Origin of the sequence: Peptostreptococcus anaerobius 653-L (assembly GCF_000178095.1) — a bacterium.
GTDB lineage: Bacteria > Bacillota > Clostridia > Peptostreptococcales > Peptostreptococcaceae > Peptostreptococcus > Peptostreptococcus anaerobius.
In genome coordinates this window covers 19,663-35,446 of record NZ_ADJN01000015.1, presented here as the reverse complement: position 1 = coordinate 35,446, position 15,784 = coordinate 19,663, and the positions used below count along the sequence as shown (strand labels likewise).

Genomic DNA, 15,784 nt, shown 5'->3' with positions numbered 1-15,784 from the left:
CATATTAGTAGGTAGATGAAATTTTGAGATAATAATTTGCTTTTAAATTATAAAATACGTGATGAAAGTGAGAAATAGATGAAGAATATAAGGATAAAAGTTGCATATCAGGGGACCAACTACTGTGGTTGGCAGAGGCAAAAAGACTCTCTAGGTATTCAGGGAGAGCTCGAATATGCAGGCCAGAAGGTATTTGCTAGTAAGATAGATGTTACAGGATCTGGCAGGACTGATGCCGGAGTCCATGCCCTTGGTCAGGTGGCTAATTTCAAGGTCGAAACCACTATACCAATAGACAAGATTCCTGAAGTGCTCAACAATAAGTTGCCAAAAGATATAGCTGTTTTAGAAGCGGTAGAGGTTGATGAAGATTTTCACTCGAGGTTTTCTGCCCACAATAAGACCTATAGGTACCAGATATATCCATCTAGGATTAGGTCACCATTTTACAAGGATACTTGCTACCAAGTAAAGAGCCCGCTTGATCTTGATAGGATGAAAAAAGAGGTCAAGGGATTGGTTGGAGTCCATGATTTTGTAGGATTTATGTCTAGTGGATCATCGGTTAAGACTACTGTAAGGGAAATATACGATGCAAAAGTATTTGAAGAGGGAGACCTTATAGTTTTGGAACTGACTGGTAATGGATTCCTCTACAACATGGTTAGGATTATAGCAGGAACCTTGGTAGACATGGGACGTGGACATATTGGTGATTCTATGGTGGATATATTGGAGTCCAAGGACAGGGGGAGGGCTGGTCATACAGCTCCGCCACAGGGCTTGTTTTTAAAAGAAGTTGAATATTGATATTGAGAGGATATCCCCTTAGGGGGATATTTTTTATGAAAACGAAGAATATATCACCTTGAAGGTTATATATGCATCTAAAAACATGAAAATATCACCCTAAAGGTGATATACTTTTCTAAAAATAGAATACAAAATTGACTTTGTAAAACATAAATACGGCACCCACCTAATGAGACTAGGTGCCGTATTATATGTAACTAAAATTCAATATCTACAAACTTACTCAACTTCTGGCATGCCACACTTGCAATAAGACATCCGACTATGTCCTTGATTGCTGTTATTGGGAATAGACTAGCTATACAGGCCCAGTAAGGTATTGGGCTACCAGCTACATAGTTCAAGATTATATATGTATAAAAGCTACCGAATCCATATGTAATAACCATGGCTATTAGGCAGGCTATAAATAATGGGGCAAACTTTTTAGTCGAGTATTTCTCCCTGGCATATCCTACTATATAGGATGCTAGGATAAAGGCTAGTAGGTAGCCAAAAGTAGGTTTTAGTAGGTAAGTTGGTCCTCCGCCCTCTGTGAATATTGGAAATCCCACAAATCCTATTAGAACATACATAAATACTGACAAGGCCCCTCTTTTTGAGCCTAGTAGGAGTCCTGCTAGTAGGACAAATATAAACTGCATTGTAAATACTGTTACAGGAAGTGGTATCCTTATAAAAGCTCCTATGGCTATCAGGGCAGTGAATAATGAACATAAGATCATTGTTTTTGTGTCTAAAAATTTCTTTTTCATAAAATATCTCCTTTGTATAGTAAACCTATACTATAAATTAGGTTTACAAATGTTATAAGCATATTTTACCACTAAAAAAAGCTATTGTAAACCATAAAATTAAAAAGTTTACAATAGCTTTTGTATTTTTATACCTTATATACTTATTTAAAGACTTCAAGCCTATCAGATAGACCGCTAAGTAGAACTTTAACAGGGATACAAGACCTATAAAATGGATTTAAGCCTAGCTGCCTTTTTCATAAGCTGGTCAAATTCATCCGGCCTTATTGACTGGTCACCATCACTTAGGGCATTGGCTGGATCGTTGTGGACTTCTATAATCAGTCCATCGACACCGCTTGCAATTGCTGCAAGTGCCATTGGCTCAACCAAGCTAGATCTACCAGTTCCATGAGACGGGTCAACAATTATAGGCAGGTGGGATATTTGCTTTACTAGGGCAGTTGATGCTAGGTCTAGTGTATTCCTAGTCAAAGTGTTAAAGGTCCTGATTCCCCTTTCACACAAGATGACATTTTCGTTTCCACTAGTCATAATGTATTCAGCACTAGATAGCCATTCCTCTATAGTATTTGAAAAGCCCCTCTTCAACAAGACTGGCTTTTTGGACCTACCCAATTCTTTTAGGAGCTCAAAGTTTTGCATATTTCTAGCTCCTACCTGAAGTATGTCCACATCTTCAAACATATCTATATGTTTGGCGGCTACTATTTCAGATATAAGGTAAAGGCCTGTTTCTTTCTTTGCCAGACTAAGTAGGTCTAGGCCGTCTGCCTTCATACCCTGAAAATCATAGGGAGAAGTCCTTGGCTTAAAGGCTCCACCCCTTAGGATTTGTGCTCCTGATTTTTTGACTGATTTTGCTATTTCAATGATTTGTTCTTCTGATTCTACTGAGCAGGGACCTGCCATAACAATAAGGTTGCCTCCTCCAATTTTCAAGTCACCAAGTCTTACAACGGTGTCGTCCTGCTTGTATGAACGACTTGACTTGTTTAATTTATCTATCATTTATTTCCTCCATAGGTTCACTTATTATATACTCTTATCCGTATCATATATACATATTATACAGAAATGACACAATAAATAATACATGATTTGAGGAAATTATTCAAATAAGTTTTTCAATAGGCAAAAGAATTTATCTTTCCCTATAAATAAAGACAACTAGAATTCAACCATAAAGCCTTATAAAACTCGACCGTAAAGTCTTTTAAAACTAAACCATAAAGCCTTCTAGAATTCATGGACAAAGAGACCACACCTCACCTTTGGTTCAAACCAAGTAGACTTGGCTGGCATGATTTTATCTTCGTCAGCTACCCTCATAAGCTCTTCAAGACCAGTAGGGAATAGGGAAAAACCTACTACAAATTCACCTGAATCGACTTTTTTCTCTATTTCTCCAAGTCCCCTAATACCACCTATAAAGTCTATTCTAGGATCTTTTTGAGGGACCTCTATGTCAAGAATTGGCTCTATAAGTAAGTCATGAAGAACACTCACATCAAGGTTTTTGACAGTGTCATCTCCTAGTCGATCTAGGTTTATAAGCTCCAGCTTGTACCACTTTTTGTCTATATACATGCCAAAAGTATATTTTTTGTCCGGCTTGTAGGCTTTATCTTGTGGACTTATGTAGAAATTTTCTTTGATTGCCTTAAAAAATTCATCTTTGTCAAGTCCATTTAGGTCTCTTAAGACCCTGTTGTAGTCCATCACATATAGCTGGTTCTTTGGAGCAATCACGGCAGGGTAGTAGTTGTATTCCTTGTCAGGATTGTAGTCTGGGTCAATTTCTTCCATACTAACTGCATAGTTCACTGCAGACTTTGATCTATGGTGGCCATCAGCTATATATAGGGCCCCTACATTCTTATCAAACAACTCTTCTATTTTTTGTCCCAACTCTTTTTCTAGCTTCCAAACTGTGTGACTTATATTATCATCCGTAGTGAATCTGTAGAGCGGCATTTTAAGAGTTTCATTTTCTATTATCTTGTTTATTTTCTCATCTTCATGGTAGGTAAGCAAGATAGTTCCTGTGTGGGCCTGGCAGTATCTTATGTGCTTGGTCCTGTCCTCAACCTTGTCTGGTTTTGTATGTTCATGGATTTTTATTATATTATTTATAGAGTCATCAATGCTTACACAGGCTACAAGGCCAGTTTGAACCCTACCATCCATTATCTGCCTGTATATGTAGATACTAGGGTATTCATCTTTTATAAGATAGCCCTTGGCTTTAAATATATCTAAGTTTTCCTTGGCCTTTTCATAGACCCTATCATCATGTATATCTATAGTCTCTTCAAGATCTATTTCAGCCCTATCTATCTTGAGATAGGTATGGGGATTGCCTTCTGCCATAAGCCTAGCTTCATGGGTATCCATTGTATCATAGGGTAGGGCAGCTATTTTTTCTACAAGGTCTTCTCTAGGTCTTAGGGCCTTGAATGCTCTTAGTTTAACCATTATATTACCTCCTATATGACCATTTCATTTTCTATTTTGTAGTGGTCAAGAATGATACTTACAATTTCTTGGCCAATCCTCTCTTGAGCCTCCTTTGTAGCGGCACCTATATGAGGTGTTACACTTACAAGGGGGTGCCTTATGAGTTCTTTTTTAGGTTGTGGCTCTCCTACAAAACAATCTAATGATGCTCCTGCTATTATACCCATATCCAGAGCTTCTAATAGGTCTTCTTCAACAACGATACCTCCTCTTGCACAGTTGATCAGGTAGGCTGTATCCTTCATTTTTTTGAAACAATCCATGTTGAACGTTGAAAAAATATATAAAAAACTTGCAATATAGTCAATATTAATAAAATAAAGTGCAGTTAAATATGTATTCTATTGTAGATGATATAGGTATAATTATTAGGATACATATTTAAAAATATATAGATTAATTAATTAAAAATAAAGTTGAATATACAAAAATTAAATACATCAAATATTTCGATAATTAAACCTTTATACCATTTTATGGTATAATATACTTAATAAGTATAAGGAGGGTTAATATTATGGATTTTTATTTTGAAAAAGAAGACCTTGCTAAATTCGGTGCAGGTATAATAGGTGAAGACTCAGGAGAATTATGGGATAAATTTATTGAGTACTATGGAAATGTATTTGATGAAGGTGCCCTAACAGCTAGGGAAAAGTCTCTTATAGCTCTTGCAGTAGCTCATACTGTTCAATGTCCTTATTGTATAGATGCTTACACAAATGCTACACTTGGACATGGATGTGACCAGGACCAGATTATGGAAGCAATTCATGTGGCGGCTGCTATCAAGGCCGGTGCAACTCTTGCATTTGGTGTACAGAGTAAGAATATATCAAACAAACTGACTATGAAATAGATAAAGTATACGAGGAAATAGGAGGAAATAATTGGATATAAAAGAATTAAACGAAAAAGTGAGTGTTCCTGATTTTGAGGATACAGTCACAAATAAAGATTGGTTAAAAACACACGAAAAGTTGTCAGTTATGCAGGTGAATGTTGGTAGACTATGCAACTTGACTTGCAAACACTGCCATGTATCTGCAGGACCTGATAGGACTGAGATAATGTCAAGAGAGGTATTAGAGGCCTGTCTTGAGGCTTTCAAAAAGCATGGATTTAAAACAATGGATATAACTGGTGGTGCTCCTGAGATGAACCCAGATTTTGAATGGTTTGTTGAAGAAAGTGCAAAAATAGCAGAGAGGGTAATAGTTAGAACTAACCTTGTAATTCTTCTAGCACCTAACTACAAGCATCTACCAGAATTCTACAAGAAGAACAAGGTAAATGTAGTCTGTTCAGTACCTTTCTACACTAAGAAGAATGCAGACATACAGAGGGGTGAGGGTGTATTCGAAAAGTCTATGAGGGTCTTAAATACTCTTAATGATTTGGGGTATGGAAAGGATAAAGACCTAATCCTTGACATAGTATACAATCCAGGTGGAGCATTCTTGCCACCATCACAGGCTTCTATGACTAGCCTATACAGAGAGAGGCTATATAGCAATTTTGGTGTAGTATTCAATAATTTATATACGATCACTAACAATCCAGTTGGAAGGTTTGGAGATTTCTTAGAATTATCAGGCAACCTAAATACATATCTTGATAGTCTGTATTATGCTTTTAACCCAGCAGCTGTCCAGAATATGATGTGTAGAGACCAGGTGTCTATATCATGGGATGGCTATATATATGATTGTGATTTCAACCAGGCAGTTGACATGAAGGTAGAAGGTAATACAACTATATTTGACCTAGCTAAGGGAGACCTAGAAGTCAGGGAAATTGCAACAGGAAAGCACTGTTATGCTTGTACAGCTGGGGCAGGATCTAGCTGTGGAGGAGCTACAGCAGAGTAAAAATAAGTATTTTTAAAAAGGACCTTGGAATTTTACCAGGGTCCTTTAATAAATGTGATTATTCTATTCCAAGTAGGCTGTTTCCAACCTTAAATATAGGACCGGCACCACAAGTGATGACCATATCATTAGGTCCAACATTTTCTCTTAGATAGTTAGTTATATCATCAAAAGATGGTAGGTAGATAGCATCTACATGGTTTGTATATAGGCTTTCAACTAGCATCTTTGAATTTATATCTCCAGGATCCTGCTCTCTAGCTGCATAAATATCTGCAACTATTACCTTGTCTGCTGCATGGAATGCCTGTGAGAACTCATCGAAAAGAGCTTTTGTCCTAGTGTATGTGTGTGGCTGGAATACAACCCACATCTTGTCTTTTTTAAGATTTTTGGCAGATGCAAGTGTAGCCTTGATCTCAGTTGGATGGTGGGCATAGTCATCTATTACTAGAGCACCCTTGTATTCACCCTTTTTCTCAAATCGTCTGCCAACACCCTTGTACTCTTTGATACCTTCTTTTATAGTGTCTATGTCTATATTTGATACTATGGCAGCTACTATAGCAGCTGTAGCATTGTAAACGTTGTGTAGGCCATAGATACTAAGGTCAAACCTACCTAGAGCAGCACCCTTGTATTTAAGGTTAAATCTTGCATAGCCATTTTCGTCGTAACTAATATCAGATATGATGGCGTCATTAGTATCTTTTTGACCGAATCTGATGACACTGGCCTTTACATCAAATGTGATGTCCTTAGTGTTTTCGCTGTCTCCGTTTATGATAAAGAATCCGTCTTCTGGAAGTAACTTACCAAACTTGTTAAAAGATGCCTTTATTTCATCTAGTCCGGAGAAATAATCCAAGTGGTCTTCCTCTATATTTAGTACCAAAGATATAAATGGATTGAAGTTAAGGAAGCTATCTACATACTCACAGGCTTCAGTTATAAAGTGTTCAGAATTTCCTATTCTCACATTTCCGCCTATAGTAGACAGGTTTCCTCCTACTAGGATTGTAGGGTCCTTTTCTGCATGGTTAAATATAGTTGATAGCATACTAGTTGTGCTTGTCTTTCCGTGCGTACCAGATACTGCGATCGAGTTTTTGTATTCTCTCATTATCTGTCCCAAAAATGCCGCTCTGTTTATCATAAGGATGTTTTTTTCCTTAGCAGCCTGGAACTCTTCGTTGTCGTTTGAAATAGCAGCAGTATATATTACCATGTTGATATCATCTGTAATATTTTCTTTTTTTTGACCGATAACGACCTTTGCGCCCAAAGATCTTAGGTGGTCGATTAGATAAGAATCTTGCATATCTGAACCAGTGACTTTATAGCCTTTATTGATACAGATTTCTGCTAGGGCACTCATATTTATACCGCCAATTCCTATAAAATGTACATTCATAGTGATGTCCTCCCCCAATTTTATAAAAAAATATATTAATCGAACGTTTTATATGGTATAATATTAAAATGTTCAGCATCATATAAGTGTATAGTATATGAAATTACTAACTTTAATATGATAATATATTATATCATAAAAAACCAAATAAAGTTCAAATGATAAATAATAAGCATACATTTAATAAAAGAATCTATGGAGGTTGAGATGAACAAATTTAAGAGGAATGAAAGAATAGGGGCGATAGTAAAGATATTATCTGACAATCCTAATAAAATCTTTACGCTGAGCTTCTTCACAAACCAATTTAACGCTGCCAAGTCTACGATTAGTGAAGACCTGATAGTGGTAAAAAACGTGTTTGAAAAGCTACAACTTGGTAAAGTTATAACTATCTCAGGAGCAGCTGGCGGAGTAAAGTATATACCAAAGACATCAAAGGAAGAAAATGAGGACTTCCTTCTAAGTCTATGCGAAAGAATAAAGGAAGAGGGGCGTATCCTATCAGGAGGCTTCCTATATTTAATAGACCTTATATATGATCCTAATGTGGTATATAAGATAGGAGAAATTTTTGCATCAAATATAGACTACAGCGAGGTAGACTGTGTTGTTACTATGGAGACAAAGGGTATACCTATGGCCCTGATGACAGCCAAGGCAATGAACCTACCCCTAGTTATCATAAGGAAAAATACCAAGGTATCTGAGGGACCTACAATTTCAATGACATATGTAACAGGTTCTTCTTCTAAGATAGAGACAATGTCACTTCCTTCAAAGGCCCTAAAGCCAGGAAGTAAGGTTATTATTATAGATGACTTTATGAGGGGCGGCGGTACTATCAAGGGTATGACAGAGTTGATGAAGGAGTTTAACACAGAGGTTGTTGGTACAGGAGTATTTATATCTACAATCAAGCCTGAAGAGAAACTAGTGAACAACTACATATCACTACTTGAGTTAGATATAGTTGACAACGAAATAAAGGTTAGCCCAAATCTTAAGACATTTAACAATGAGTACAGGAATGTTGAGGATGAAGGTGAAAATTAGGTATGAAATTCAACATAGTTTGTAAACACACACTAGATTTAAGCGGCCTTGATTTTTCAAACCTTGACCTTTCATGGTCTGAGTTTGAAAATGTAAATTTTAATGGAGCTGTATTTGATGGTGCTATTTTAGACAATATTAAGGCTAGAAATACAAGCTTTGAGGGCGCATCTTTTGTGGAGGCTAGCTTCAAGGGTGCAGATTTTAGGACTTGTAATCTGTCAAATTCAAACTGTGATGGGACTGACTTTACAGGGGCTATTTTGTTGGATGCAGTTTTGGACGGTATCAAGGACAGTCCTAGAACCAAGCATTTTAGGATGCATTGTCCTGAAGATGGCTATTTTATTGGATATAAAAAGTGTTTCAATGACAGGTTGGTTACCCTCTTGATTTTGAAAGACTCCAAGAGGTGTTCATCGACCACAAGTGCTTGTAGATGTGACAGGGCTAGGGTCCTTGCAATCACCAACTTAGATGGAAGTGGTCACTATACTGAAGCAGTATCCTTTGTAGACGCGGACTTTGTCTACAGATTGGGAGAGGTGGTAGTAGCTGACTCCTACAATGAGGATAGGTGGTTGGATTCATCCCATGGAATCCACTTTTGGATGACCAAGGAAGAGGCACTTGGATATATGTAAGACAGATAGAGAGTAGAGGGCTTGTAAAATCATTTAAATAAGCCCTTGTGTATATGTAATATGGAGGTAATAGATGCTACTTTTAGCAGATAAATGGAAAGATTATGAATTAATAGACCTAGGTGGTGGAGAAAAGTTAGAAAGATGGGGTCAGTATGTCCTTAGGAGACCAGATCCACAGGTTATATGGCCTATAGCCAATGAAAGAGGTCTATGGAAGAACCCACATGGCCACTACCACAGGTCAAATAGGGGCGGTGGAAGCTGGGAAGTGATAAACAAGTACCCAGAAATGTGGACTATAAATTACGGAAAGTTGACTTTTAAGATAAAGCCAACAGGATTTAAGCATACAGGCCTATTTCCTGAGCAGGCGGCAAATTGGGACTGGATGATGGACAAGATATCATCTGCTAAAAGACCTATAAAGGTGCTAAACCTATTTGCCTATACTGGGGGAGCTAGTGTGGCTTGTGCGAGTGCAGGTGCTGAGGTATGCCATGTAGATGCAGCCAAGGGAATGGTGAATTGGGCCAAGGAGAACCTAGAACTGTCAGGTCTAAAGGACAGGAAGGTGAGATTTATAGTAGACGATGTATTCAAATTCGTTGAAAGAGAAGTAAGACGTGGCAACAAGTACGATGCTATAATAATGGACCCACCTTCATATGGTAGGGGGCCTAAGGGAGAAGTATGGAAGATAGAGGACAAGCTGTATGAATTTGTAGACTTGTGCATGAAGATACTATCAGATAGGCCATTATTCTTCCTGATTAACTCATACACTACAGGTTTTTCACCTATAGTCCTAGAAAATGTCCTAGGTGCTACTATAGGAAGAAAGGCAAAGGGTGGAAAGATTTACTCAGGTGAAGTAGGTCTTGCTTGCTCAAAGTCTAAAACTGTTCTACCATGTGGTATATTTGGTAGATGGGAAGAAAGATAGATATGGATACAAATTTAAAGGTAATATACGAAGACAACCATCTTTTGGTTGTGGAAAAGATACCAAATATCCTATCCCAATCTGACAATACAAAAGATGTAGATATGCTGAGCATGTGTAAGGAATATGTAAAAATAAAGTACAACAAACCAGGAGCTGTATTTATGGGCTTGGTCCACAGGTTAGATAGGCCAGTTGGTGGAGTGATGGTATTTGCTAGAACTTCAAAGGCGGCTTCTCGTCTTTCTGACCAGGTAAGGACTAGGACTATGAAAAAGTCCTACCAGGCAATAATAAACGGAAATCCACCAAAGGCTGGGGACTTTGTGGATTATTTATATAAGGACACCAATAAAAACATGGTTAGGTGTGTGGATAAGTCCTTTAATGGGGGCAAGGAAGCAAGACTATCATATAGGTTATTGGATTCTAGTATATCTCCAGAAGATAAAAAGGATTATTCACTTGTAGAGATAGATTTACATACAGGAAGGCCCCACCAGATAAGGGTTCAGTTCGCTTCTAGAAAGTATGCCCTGTATGGTGACCAGAGATACTCGAAAGTGGCTAAAAAGGGCCAACAAATCGCTCTTTGGGCTACTAGGCTTGAGTTGGTTCATCCTACTACCAAGGAGACCATGGTATTTAGGTCTAGACCTCCTAAGGAATATCCTTGGACTATGTTTTAGTATATTTGATGGGGCTGTCATTAGATGGCCCCATAATTTTATGAGGAGGGCTTATGTACGGAGGATTTTGGATAGAAAAACCAGTTGGTAATAACAAGTTTTCTTATGAGGCTAGGCTAAATAAGAAAATATATGTTCCAGAGATTATTGTATCAGACCTCGATGGAGTTAAACTAGCTCAACATCCTTCTTTTATAGAATTAGAAGAGGGAGAGGAAAAAATATGTAGGGGGCTAGACAAGATATACAAGCTAGAGTGTAAAGAAGTCGGTGACAAAGAGGTATACCTATTTGACAACCACAACCATTCATTTTACTTTTGGGCCAAGGGTCTTAAGGAGGGAAAGTTTGATAGGGGAATAGACCTTGTTCATATAGACCAGCACAAGGATACCAGGGAGCCTGATAATTATGAGGTGGATTTTGAGGACCTAGTCGATGTTGCAAGGTATACTACAGAGGTCCTAAACGTTGGCAGTTTTATAAAGCCAGCCATGGAAAGGGGCATATTTAAAGATTTGTATATAATAGATTCAACATATTCTATGTCAGCCAAAAGACCAGATGGCTATATACTGGACCTGGACCTGGACTTCTTTTCTGAGGACATGGACTATATAGGATTCGACGAGAGGTTGGAGTGTGTAATAGGTTATGTAAAGAACACAGATTTTATTACAATAGCTACTAGTCCATATTTTATAGACCAGAAAAGGGCAATAGAGGTCTTAAAGATGATTTTCTCTAGATAAAAGTTATAAAATATGTTATTATAATGGTTGAAAAATATTTATTGGATATTAAACGGAGGATTAAAATATGTTATTTGAACAGTGGAGAAAAGCTAGTGAAAACCATGCTGATGAACAGGCAGAAGTAAAGTTCTGGGAAGAATTCCTAAGAGATGAAACTAGCATATACAATGAAGTATTAAACAACAAGACACAGATAATCGCTGGTAAGGTAAGTGAACTTGCAGCCAAGTACAATACAAACAGCCAGACATTTATGGGATTCTTAGACGGTATCAATGAGTCTATAGAAATGCCTCAGGAGCTTGAAAAGATTGAAGAAGATACACAGATAAACATAAAGATAGACTGGGAAAAGTTGTACTTTAATATGGTAGAAGTTGAAGCTCATTGGTTGTCAAGCCTAAAGGGATGGGACGACATTCTTGATGCTGGTTTAAGAAAGAAGATCCAGAGAGACCACAACAAGGCTAAGACTATCGTAAAAGAAGAAAAAATTGGAAGAAATGACCAGTGTCCATGTGGTAGTGGAAAAAAATACAAGAAATGTTGTGGTAAGTAGTCTAGGTACTAGCAACCATAACTACAGTATTTTTATTTGATGGTGGATATATTTAAATTTAAGTGGGGAGAGAAGAACTGTGTTTATGTGTCTTCTTTCTCCTTTGTTTTTTAAGTGATTATTTATTAGTTGAAAAGGAGCTATAATATGAGTATATTTCCAAAGGGCTTCCTATGGGGAGGTGCAGTTGCAGCCCACCAGTTAGAGGGTGGATGGGACAAGGGTGGCAAAAAGCCAAGCGTAATAGATGTTATGACTGCTGGTGCACACGGACTTGAGAGGAAAATTACTGATGGTGTTTTGGGTACTGAGTACTATCCAAACCACGATGCCATAGATTTTTATACTAGGTACAAGGAAGTAATCTCTACTAATGGAGAAAATTTATTTTGTAAGTAATAAAAGTATATAAAAAAATATAAAAAATCAATTCTAAAAGTATATTTTTAGTTGACAAATAAAGTATGATATTGTAAAATATATAGTTGACGTATAGCCTTTTTTCTGTTATAATATTGTATACACACGAAGGAAGGTGATGTTTTGGCAACAACAGCTACATTAGACAATATCAGACAGACTCTTGAAAAGTATGTGGGCAAGAAGGTCTTGCTCAAGGCGAATAAAGGTAGGAAACAAATTGTTACTAAACAAGGTGTACTTGAAACAGTATACCCAAGCGTGTTTGTGATAAAGGTTGGTAGTGGAGATGACAACTATGAGAGAGTGTCATATTCATACTCAGACCTACTTACAGAAAATGTTAAAATAAAGGTATTTGCAAGTCCAAAGCCTTGTTAACGAAAAGAAATAATTACCAATTATAATAATAAAACCACCTAAAAAGCTTGGGTGGTTTTTTTATTATAACTTTATAGTCCATTATTTATAACATGTTAGTAATTTTTATGGTATAATATTCAATAGAATTTTGTGTAAGGTATACAAAAAGATTGGAGGATCACATGGAAAGTATCAGGCTAAGAGCTAGGTCAAAAATCAACCTATCTATAGATATCAAGGGCATACTTGACGATGGCTACCATGATGTAGAAATGGTCATGCAGTCCATAGACCTATCAGATTATATAATAATTAGAAAGACAAAGTCCTCTTTCAAGTTGGTGTGCTCCAATTCTGAGGTACCTACTGATAAGAGGAACATTATTTACAAGACGTGGAAGTTAATGAAAGACACCTATAATATAGGTGGCGGTATAGAAGTATTTCTAGAGAAAAATATACCGATGGCAGCAGGTATGGCTGGTGGTAGCGCAGATTCTGCTGCTGTATTTGTTGGTATCAATGAGTTATTCAAGTTGGGAGTATCTCAAGAAGACTTAATGGACCTATCAAAGGAATTGGGTTCTGATATAGCCTTTTGTTTTGGAGGGGGTACAGCCCTTGCCTATGGTAGGGGGACTGACCTAAAGGTTCTAGATACCTTGAAAGAAGACTTTTCCCTACTTGTATGTAAACCTAGGGACTTTGTATCGACTAAGAGGGTCTACAAGATGTATGACGCTATGTATTTGGATAGGGAACCTGAGAGAAGACCTGACAACAGGTCTATTGAAAAGGGTCTAGCCAATAATGATATAGATATGGTCATAGGATCTATGTCCAATGTCCTAGAAGGAGTGACGAGGTCATTTTGTCACGATGTAAGAAATATTGAGAAGATAATGATGAGCAAGGGAGCTGACCTATCTATGATGACTGGCAGTGGACCTGCTGTGTTTGGTATATTTAAAGATAAGAACAAGGCTAAAAAATGTGCATCTATCCTGAGAGAGGGATATGTACAGACTTATGTCACGAGCATCAGCAATAAGGGGGTTGAGATCTGTGGGAATAAATAAGTTGACAATGGATAGTTACAAGCCATTGAGAGATTTGGTATTTGAAAATATACGTTCTGCCATAATAGAGGGGACTCTAAAGCCAGGAGAAAGGCTTATGGAAATCCAGCTTGCAGAACAGTTGGGTGTTAGTAGAACACCTGTAAGAGAAGCTATAAGGAAGTTGGAACTAGAAGGTTTGGTTATAATGTTGCCTAGAAAGGGAGCCTATGTAGCCAACATAAGCAAGAAAGAACTAATAGACATACTTGAGGTTAGAATAGGTCTTGAGGGCATAGGCTCATATTATGCAGCCGAAAGAATATCTCCGGACATGATAGACAAGTTGGAGAAGATATCTCAAGAACTCAAAGAATATGTCTGTCTTAACGATGTTGAAAATATGTTGAGAAAGGATGAAGAATTCCATAACTGCATATTTGAGGCATCAGGAAACACAAGACTGATAAGTATGATGAACTCTATATGGGAGACTGTATACAGGTTCAGATTGAAATATATGTCAGACTATGCATCAGCTGTAAACATAGTTGAGGAACACAATAGACTGATAGAAGCTATTAAAAAAGGAAAGGCAGATCTTGCAGAGTCCTTAGCCAAAGAACATATAGAAAAGGCTGAGCAGTTTATGATTGAAGAATTGATGCAAGACGAAACGGTGTAATTATGGATAATAGACCAATAGGGGTCTTTGATTCTGGTCTTGGTGGACTTACAGTACTAAGGGAAATCCACAAAAGACTAGCCAATGAAGATACTGTATATTTTGGAGATACGGCTAGGGTGCCATATGGACCTAGGTCAAAGGAAACAATAATCAAGTATACATTCCAGGCTATAAACTTTTTGATCCAACAGGATGTAAAGGCTATAGTCATAGCTTGTAATACAGCTACAGCAAGGGCACTTGAAGAGGCCAAGGCTGAATATAATGTGCCTATTATAGGTGTTATAGAGGCAGGGGCCAGGTCCGCAGTAGAGTATACTAACAACAAGGTAGTAGGTGTGATAGGAACTTTGGGAACAATAAATTCAAAGGCCTATGTAAACACAATAAGATCAATGGATGAGAGCATCAGGGTTATAGACAAGGCTTGTCCCCTATTTGTTCCATTAGTTGAGGAAGGTTGGGCCAATGAAGAGATATCTTCGACAGCAGCCCATATGTATCTAGATGAATTGGTAGAAAAGGGAGTAGATTCCATAGTGCTGGGATGTACCCACTATCCAATCCTAAAGAGGACTATAGGTATGGCAGTAGGTCAGGAGATAAAACTTATAAATCCAGCCAAGGAAACAGCCCTTGAACTCAAAGAAATCTTAAATCAGGCAAATCTTTTAAATGATAAGGCTGATGAAGGGGTATGCAAGTATTATGTATCTGATATCAATGAGCAGTTCTCTAAGGTAGCTAGTGAGTTTATGAAAAAAGAGATTACAGACCTAGAGAAGGTAGAGATACACAGGTTCTAGGAGATATGTTATGAAGGTAAAGTTGAAAATAAAGACAAACCAAGTTCTTGAAGATGGTCAACTACAGACCATAGAGGCATTTTATAGGGGCGAGAGGGTTGATAAAAACGGAGATATATTCGTTTCTTTCGATGAATTTGACAAGGTCAAGATCTCAAAGACTACTATCAAAATATCTGGAGATATAGTTACCATAATCAAGTTTGGACAGGTCAATACAAAGATGATATTTAAAGAGGGGTTTGAGCAGAGGACTCCCTACAGGACACCATATGGAGTATTCGATATGCGCCTGTATACATACAAGCTATCAAAGAAGATAGATGATAGACAAATAAAGATGGGTCTTGACTACAAGATGGAAGTTACAGATCTTATGAAGGCCAACAACAGGATAGATATAAGTATTTTGACGGAGGATTAA

At 37.5% G+C, this 15,784-nt stretch carries 19 protein-coding genes and 1 pseudogene; 15 read left to right on the top strand and 5 right to left on the bottom strand.

The genetic code is table 11. The annotated features are described in order from the left end of the window. Positions 1–78: 78 nt before the first annotated feature. Positions 79–810: a tRNA pseudouridine(38-40) synthase TruA gene (gene truA / locus HMPREF0631_RS01385; RefSeq protein ID WP_002842978.1), complete on the top strand. Its 732-nt coding sequence runs from the start codon at positions 79–81 to the stop codon at positions 808–810. A 200-nt stretch (positions 811–1,010) separates the two neighbouring features. On the opposite strand, the gene HMPREF0631_RS01380 is transcribed toward truA, so the two are convergent. The 4 genes from HMPREF0631_RS01380 to HMPREF0631_RS01365 all read right to left on the bottom strand — a co-directional run bounded on the left by HMPREF0631_RS01380 (position 1,011) and on the right by HMPREF0631_RS01365 (position 4,354). Then, positions 1,011–1,568: a biotin transporter BioY gene (locus tag HMPREF0631_RS01380; RefSeq protein ID WP_002842859.1), complete on the bottom strand. Its 558-nt coding sequence runs from the start codon at positions 1,566–1,568 to the stop codon at positions 1,011–1,013. 207 nt (positions 1,569–1,775) lie between these two features. Continuing rightward, positions 1,776–2,582: a 3-deoxy-7-phosphoheptulonate synthase gene (gene aroF / locus HMPREF0631_RS01375; RefSeq protein WP_002843001.1), complete on the bottom strand. Its 807-nt coding sequence runs from the start codon at positions 2,580–2,582 to the stop codon at positions 1,776–1,778. Between the two features lie 228 nt (positions 2,583–2,810). Further along, on the bottom strand, positions 2,811–4,049 hold the full coding sequence (locus tag HMPREF0631_RS01370) for a DUF1015 domain-containing protein (protein WP_002843024.1): 1,239 nt from the start codon (positions 4,047–4,049) through the stop codon (positions 2,811–2,813). A gap of 11 nt (positions 4,050–4,060) precedes the next feature. Continuing rightward, the gene (locus HMPREF0631_RS01365) at positions 4,061–4,354 is read right to left on the bottom strand and encodes an NAD(P)-dependent oxidoreductase (protein WP_002842862.1); all 294 of its coding nucleotides are present in this window, start codon (positions 4,352–4,354) and stop codon (positions 4,061–4,063) included. A 254-nt stretch (positions 4,355–4,608) separates the two neighbouring features. On the opposite strand from HMPREF0631_RS01365, the gene HMPREF0631_RS01360 reads away from it, so the two are divergent. Next, the gene (locus HMPREF0631_RS01360) at positions 4,609–4,950 is read left to right on the top strand and encodes an arsenosugar biosynthesis-associated peroxidase-like protein (protein ID WP_002842954.1); all 342 of its coding nucleotides are present in this window, start codon (positions 4,609–4,611) and stop codon (positions 4,948–4,950) included. Between the two features lie 31 nt (positions 4,951–4,981). After that, complete coding sequence (gene arsS, locus HMPREF0631_RS01355; protein ID WP_002842961.1) at positions 4,982–5,962, top strand: arsenosugar biosynthesis radical SAM (seleno)protein ArsS; 981 nt, start codon at positions 4,982–4,984, stop codon at positions 5,960–5,962. 58 nt (positions 5,963–6,020) lie between these two features. On the opposite strand, the gene murC is transcribed toward arsS, so the two are convergent. Beyond that, positions 6,021–7,376, bottom strand: coding sequence for a UDP-N-acetylmuramate--L-alanine ligase (gene murC / locus HMPREF0631_RS01350; protein WP_002842858.1), 1,356 nt, complete (start codon positions 7,374–7,376; stop codon positions 6,021–6,023). A 207-nt stretch (positions 7,377–7,583) separates the two neighbouring features. Between murC and purR the strand changes: the two genes are divergently transcribed. The 12 genes and pseudogenes from purR to HMPREF0631_RS01290 all read left to right on the top strand — a co-directional run bounded on the left by purR (position 7,584) and on the right by HMPREF0631_RS01290 (position 15,784). Further along, positions 7,584–8,432, top strand: a complete 849-nt coding sequence (gene purR / locus HMPREF0631_RS01345; protein ID WP_002843036.1) for a pur operon repressor — start codon at positions 7,584–7,586, stop codon at positions 8,430–8,432. Positions 8,433–8,434: 2 nt separating this feature from the next. Further along, positions 8,435–9,076 carry a pentapeptide repeat-containing protein gene (locus HMPREF0631_RS01340; protein WP_002842923.1) on the top strand — a complete coding sequence of 214 codons (642 nt, stop codon included), beginning with the start codon at positions 8,435–8,437 and terminating at the stop codon, positions 9,074–9,076. A 73-nt stretch (positions 9,077–9,149) separates the two neighbouring features. Next, complete coding sequence (locus tag HMPREF0631_RS01335) at positions 9,150–10,022, top strand: class I SAM-dependent methyltransferase (RefSeq protein WP_002843032.1); 873 nt, start codon at positions 9,150–9,152, stop codon at positions 10,020–10,022. After that, complete coding sequence (locus tag HMPREF0631_RS01330) at positions 10,007–10,711, top strand: RluA family pseudouridine synthase (RefSeq protein WP_002842967.1); 705 nt, start codon at positions 10,007–10,009, stop codon at positions 10,709–10,711. Before HMPREF0631_RS01335 ends, HMPREF0631_RS01330 begins: the two co-directional genes overlap by 16 nt. 53 nt (positions 10,712–10,764) lie before the next feature. Then, positions 10,765–11,463 (top strand): peptide arginase family protein, encoded by a 699-nt coding sequence (locus HMPREF0631_RS01325; protein ID WP_002842920.1) that lies wholly within the window; start codon positions 10,765–10,767, stop codon positions 11,461–11,463. Positions 11,464–11,530: 67 nt separating this feature from the next. Beyond that, positions 11,531–12,025 carry an SEC-C metal-binding domain-containing protein gene (locus HMPREF0631_RS01320; RefSeq protein ID WP_002843061.1) on the top strand — a complete coding sequence of 165 codons (495 nt, stop codon included), beginning with the start codon at positions 11,531–11,533 and terminating at the stop codon, positions 12,023–12,025. Positions 12,026–12,172: 147 nt separating this feature from the next. Then, positions 12,173–12,391: pseudogene (locus HMPREF0631_RS01315) on the top strand (family 1 glycosylhydrolase); the annotation flags it as partial. A 177-nt stretch (positions 12,392–12,568) separates the two neighbouring features. After that, complete coding sequence (locus tag HMPREF0631_RS01310) at positions 12,569–12,826, top strand: Veg family protein (protein ID WP_002842995.1); 258 nt, start codon at positions 12,569–12,571, stop codon at positions 12,824–12,826. 164 nt (positions 12,827–12,990) lie between these two features. Continuing rightward, on the top strand, positions 12,991–13,887 hold the full coding sequence (ispE, locus tag HMPREF0631_RS01305) for a 4-(cytidine 5'-diphospho)-2-C-methyl-D-erythritol kinase (RefSeq protein WP_002843079.1): 897 nt from the start codon (positions 12,991–12,993) through the stop codon (positions 13,885–13,887). After that, the gene (locus HMPREF0631_RS01300) at positions 13,874–14,551 is read left to right on the top strand and encodes a GntR family transcriptional regulator (protein ID WP_002842981.1); all 678 of its coding nucleotides are present in this window, start codon (positions 13,874–13,876) and stop codon (positions 14,549–14,551) included. Before ispE ends, HMPREF0631_RS01300 begins: the two co-directional genes overlap by 14 nt. A gap of 2 nt (positions 14,552–14,553) precedes the next feature. Beyond that, positions 14,554–15,360: a glutamate racemase gene (gene murI / locus HMPREF0631_RS01295; RefSeq protein WP_002842877.1), complete on the top strand. Its 807-nt coding sequence runs from the start codon at positions 14,554–14,556 to the stop codon at positions 15,358–15,360. Between the two features lie 10 nt (positions 15,361–15,370). Then, a complete protein-coding gene (locus HMPREF0631_RS01290; RefSeq protein ID WP_002843016.1) occupies positions 15,371–15,784 on the top strand; it encodes a DUF1934 domain-containing protein in 414 nt (137 codons plus the stop codon).

Bases quoted from the DNA above. Each gene is read 5' to 3' on its own strand.
- truA (WP_002842978.1), top strand. From the start codon at position 79: ATGAAGAATATAAGGATAAAAGTTGCATATCAGGGGACCAACTACTGT.
- HMPREF0631_RS01380 (WP_002842859.1), bottom strand. From the start codon at position 1,568: ATGAAAAAGAAATTTTTAGACACAAAAACAATGATCTTATGTTCATTA.
- aroF (WP_002843001.1), bottom strand. From the start codon at position 2,582: ATGATAGATAAATTAAACAAGTCAAGTCGTTCATACAAGCAGGACGAC.
- HMPREF0631_RS01370 (WP_002843024.1), bottom strand. From the start codon at position 4,049: ATGGTTAAACTAAGAGCATTCAAGGCCCTAAGACCTAGAGAAGACCTT.
- HMPREF0631_RS01365 (WP_002842862.1), bottom strand. From the start codon at position 4,354: ATGGATTGTTTCAAAAAAATGAAGGATACAGCCTACCTGATCAACTGT.
- HMPREF0631_RS01360 (WP_002842954.1), top strand. From the start codon at position 4,609: ATGGATTTTTATTTTGAAAAAGAAGACCTTGCTAAATTCGGTGCAGGT.
- murC (WP_002842858.1), bottom strand. From the start codon at position 7,376: ATGAATGTACATTTTATAGGAATTGGCGGTATAAATATGAGTGCCCTA.
- purR (WP_002843036.1), top strand. From the start codon at position 7,584: ATGAACAAATTTAAGAGGAATGAAAGAATAGGGGCGATAGTAAAGATA.
- HMPREF0631_RS01340 (WP_002842923.1), top strand. From the start codon at position 8,435: ATGAAATTCAACATAGTTTGTAAACACACACTAGATTTAAGCGGCCTT.
- HMPREF0631_RS01335 (WP_002843032.1), top strand. From the start codon at position 9,150: ATGCTACTTTTAGCAGATAAATGGAAAGATTATGAATTAATAGACCTA.
- HMPREF0631_RS01330 (WP_002842967.1), top strand. From the start codon at position 10,007: ATGGGAAGAAAGATAGATATGGATACAAATTTAAAGGTAATATACGAA.
- HMPREF0631_RS01325 (WP_002842920.1), top strand. From the start codon at position 10,765: ATGTACGGAGGATTTTGGATAGAAAAACCAGTTGGTAATAACAAGTTT.
- HMPREF0631_RS01320 (WP_002843061.1), top strand. From the start codon at position 11,531: ATGTTATTTGAACAGTGGAGAAAAGCTAGTGAAAACCATGCTGATGAA.
- ispE (WP_002843079.1), top strand. From the start codon at position 12,991: ATGGAAAGTATCAGGCTAAGAGCTAGGTCAAAAATCAACCTATCTATA.
- murI (WP_002842877.1), top strand. From the start codon at position 14,554: ATGGATAATAGACCAATAGGGGTCTTTGATTCTGGTCTTGGTGGACTT.
- HMPREF0631_RS01290 (WP_002843016.1), top strand. From the start codon at position 15,371: ATGAAGGTAAAGTTGAAAATAAAGACAAACCAAGTTCTTGAAGATGGT.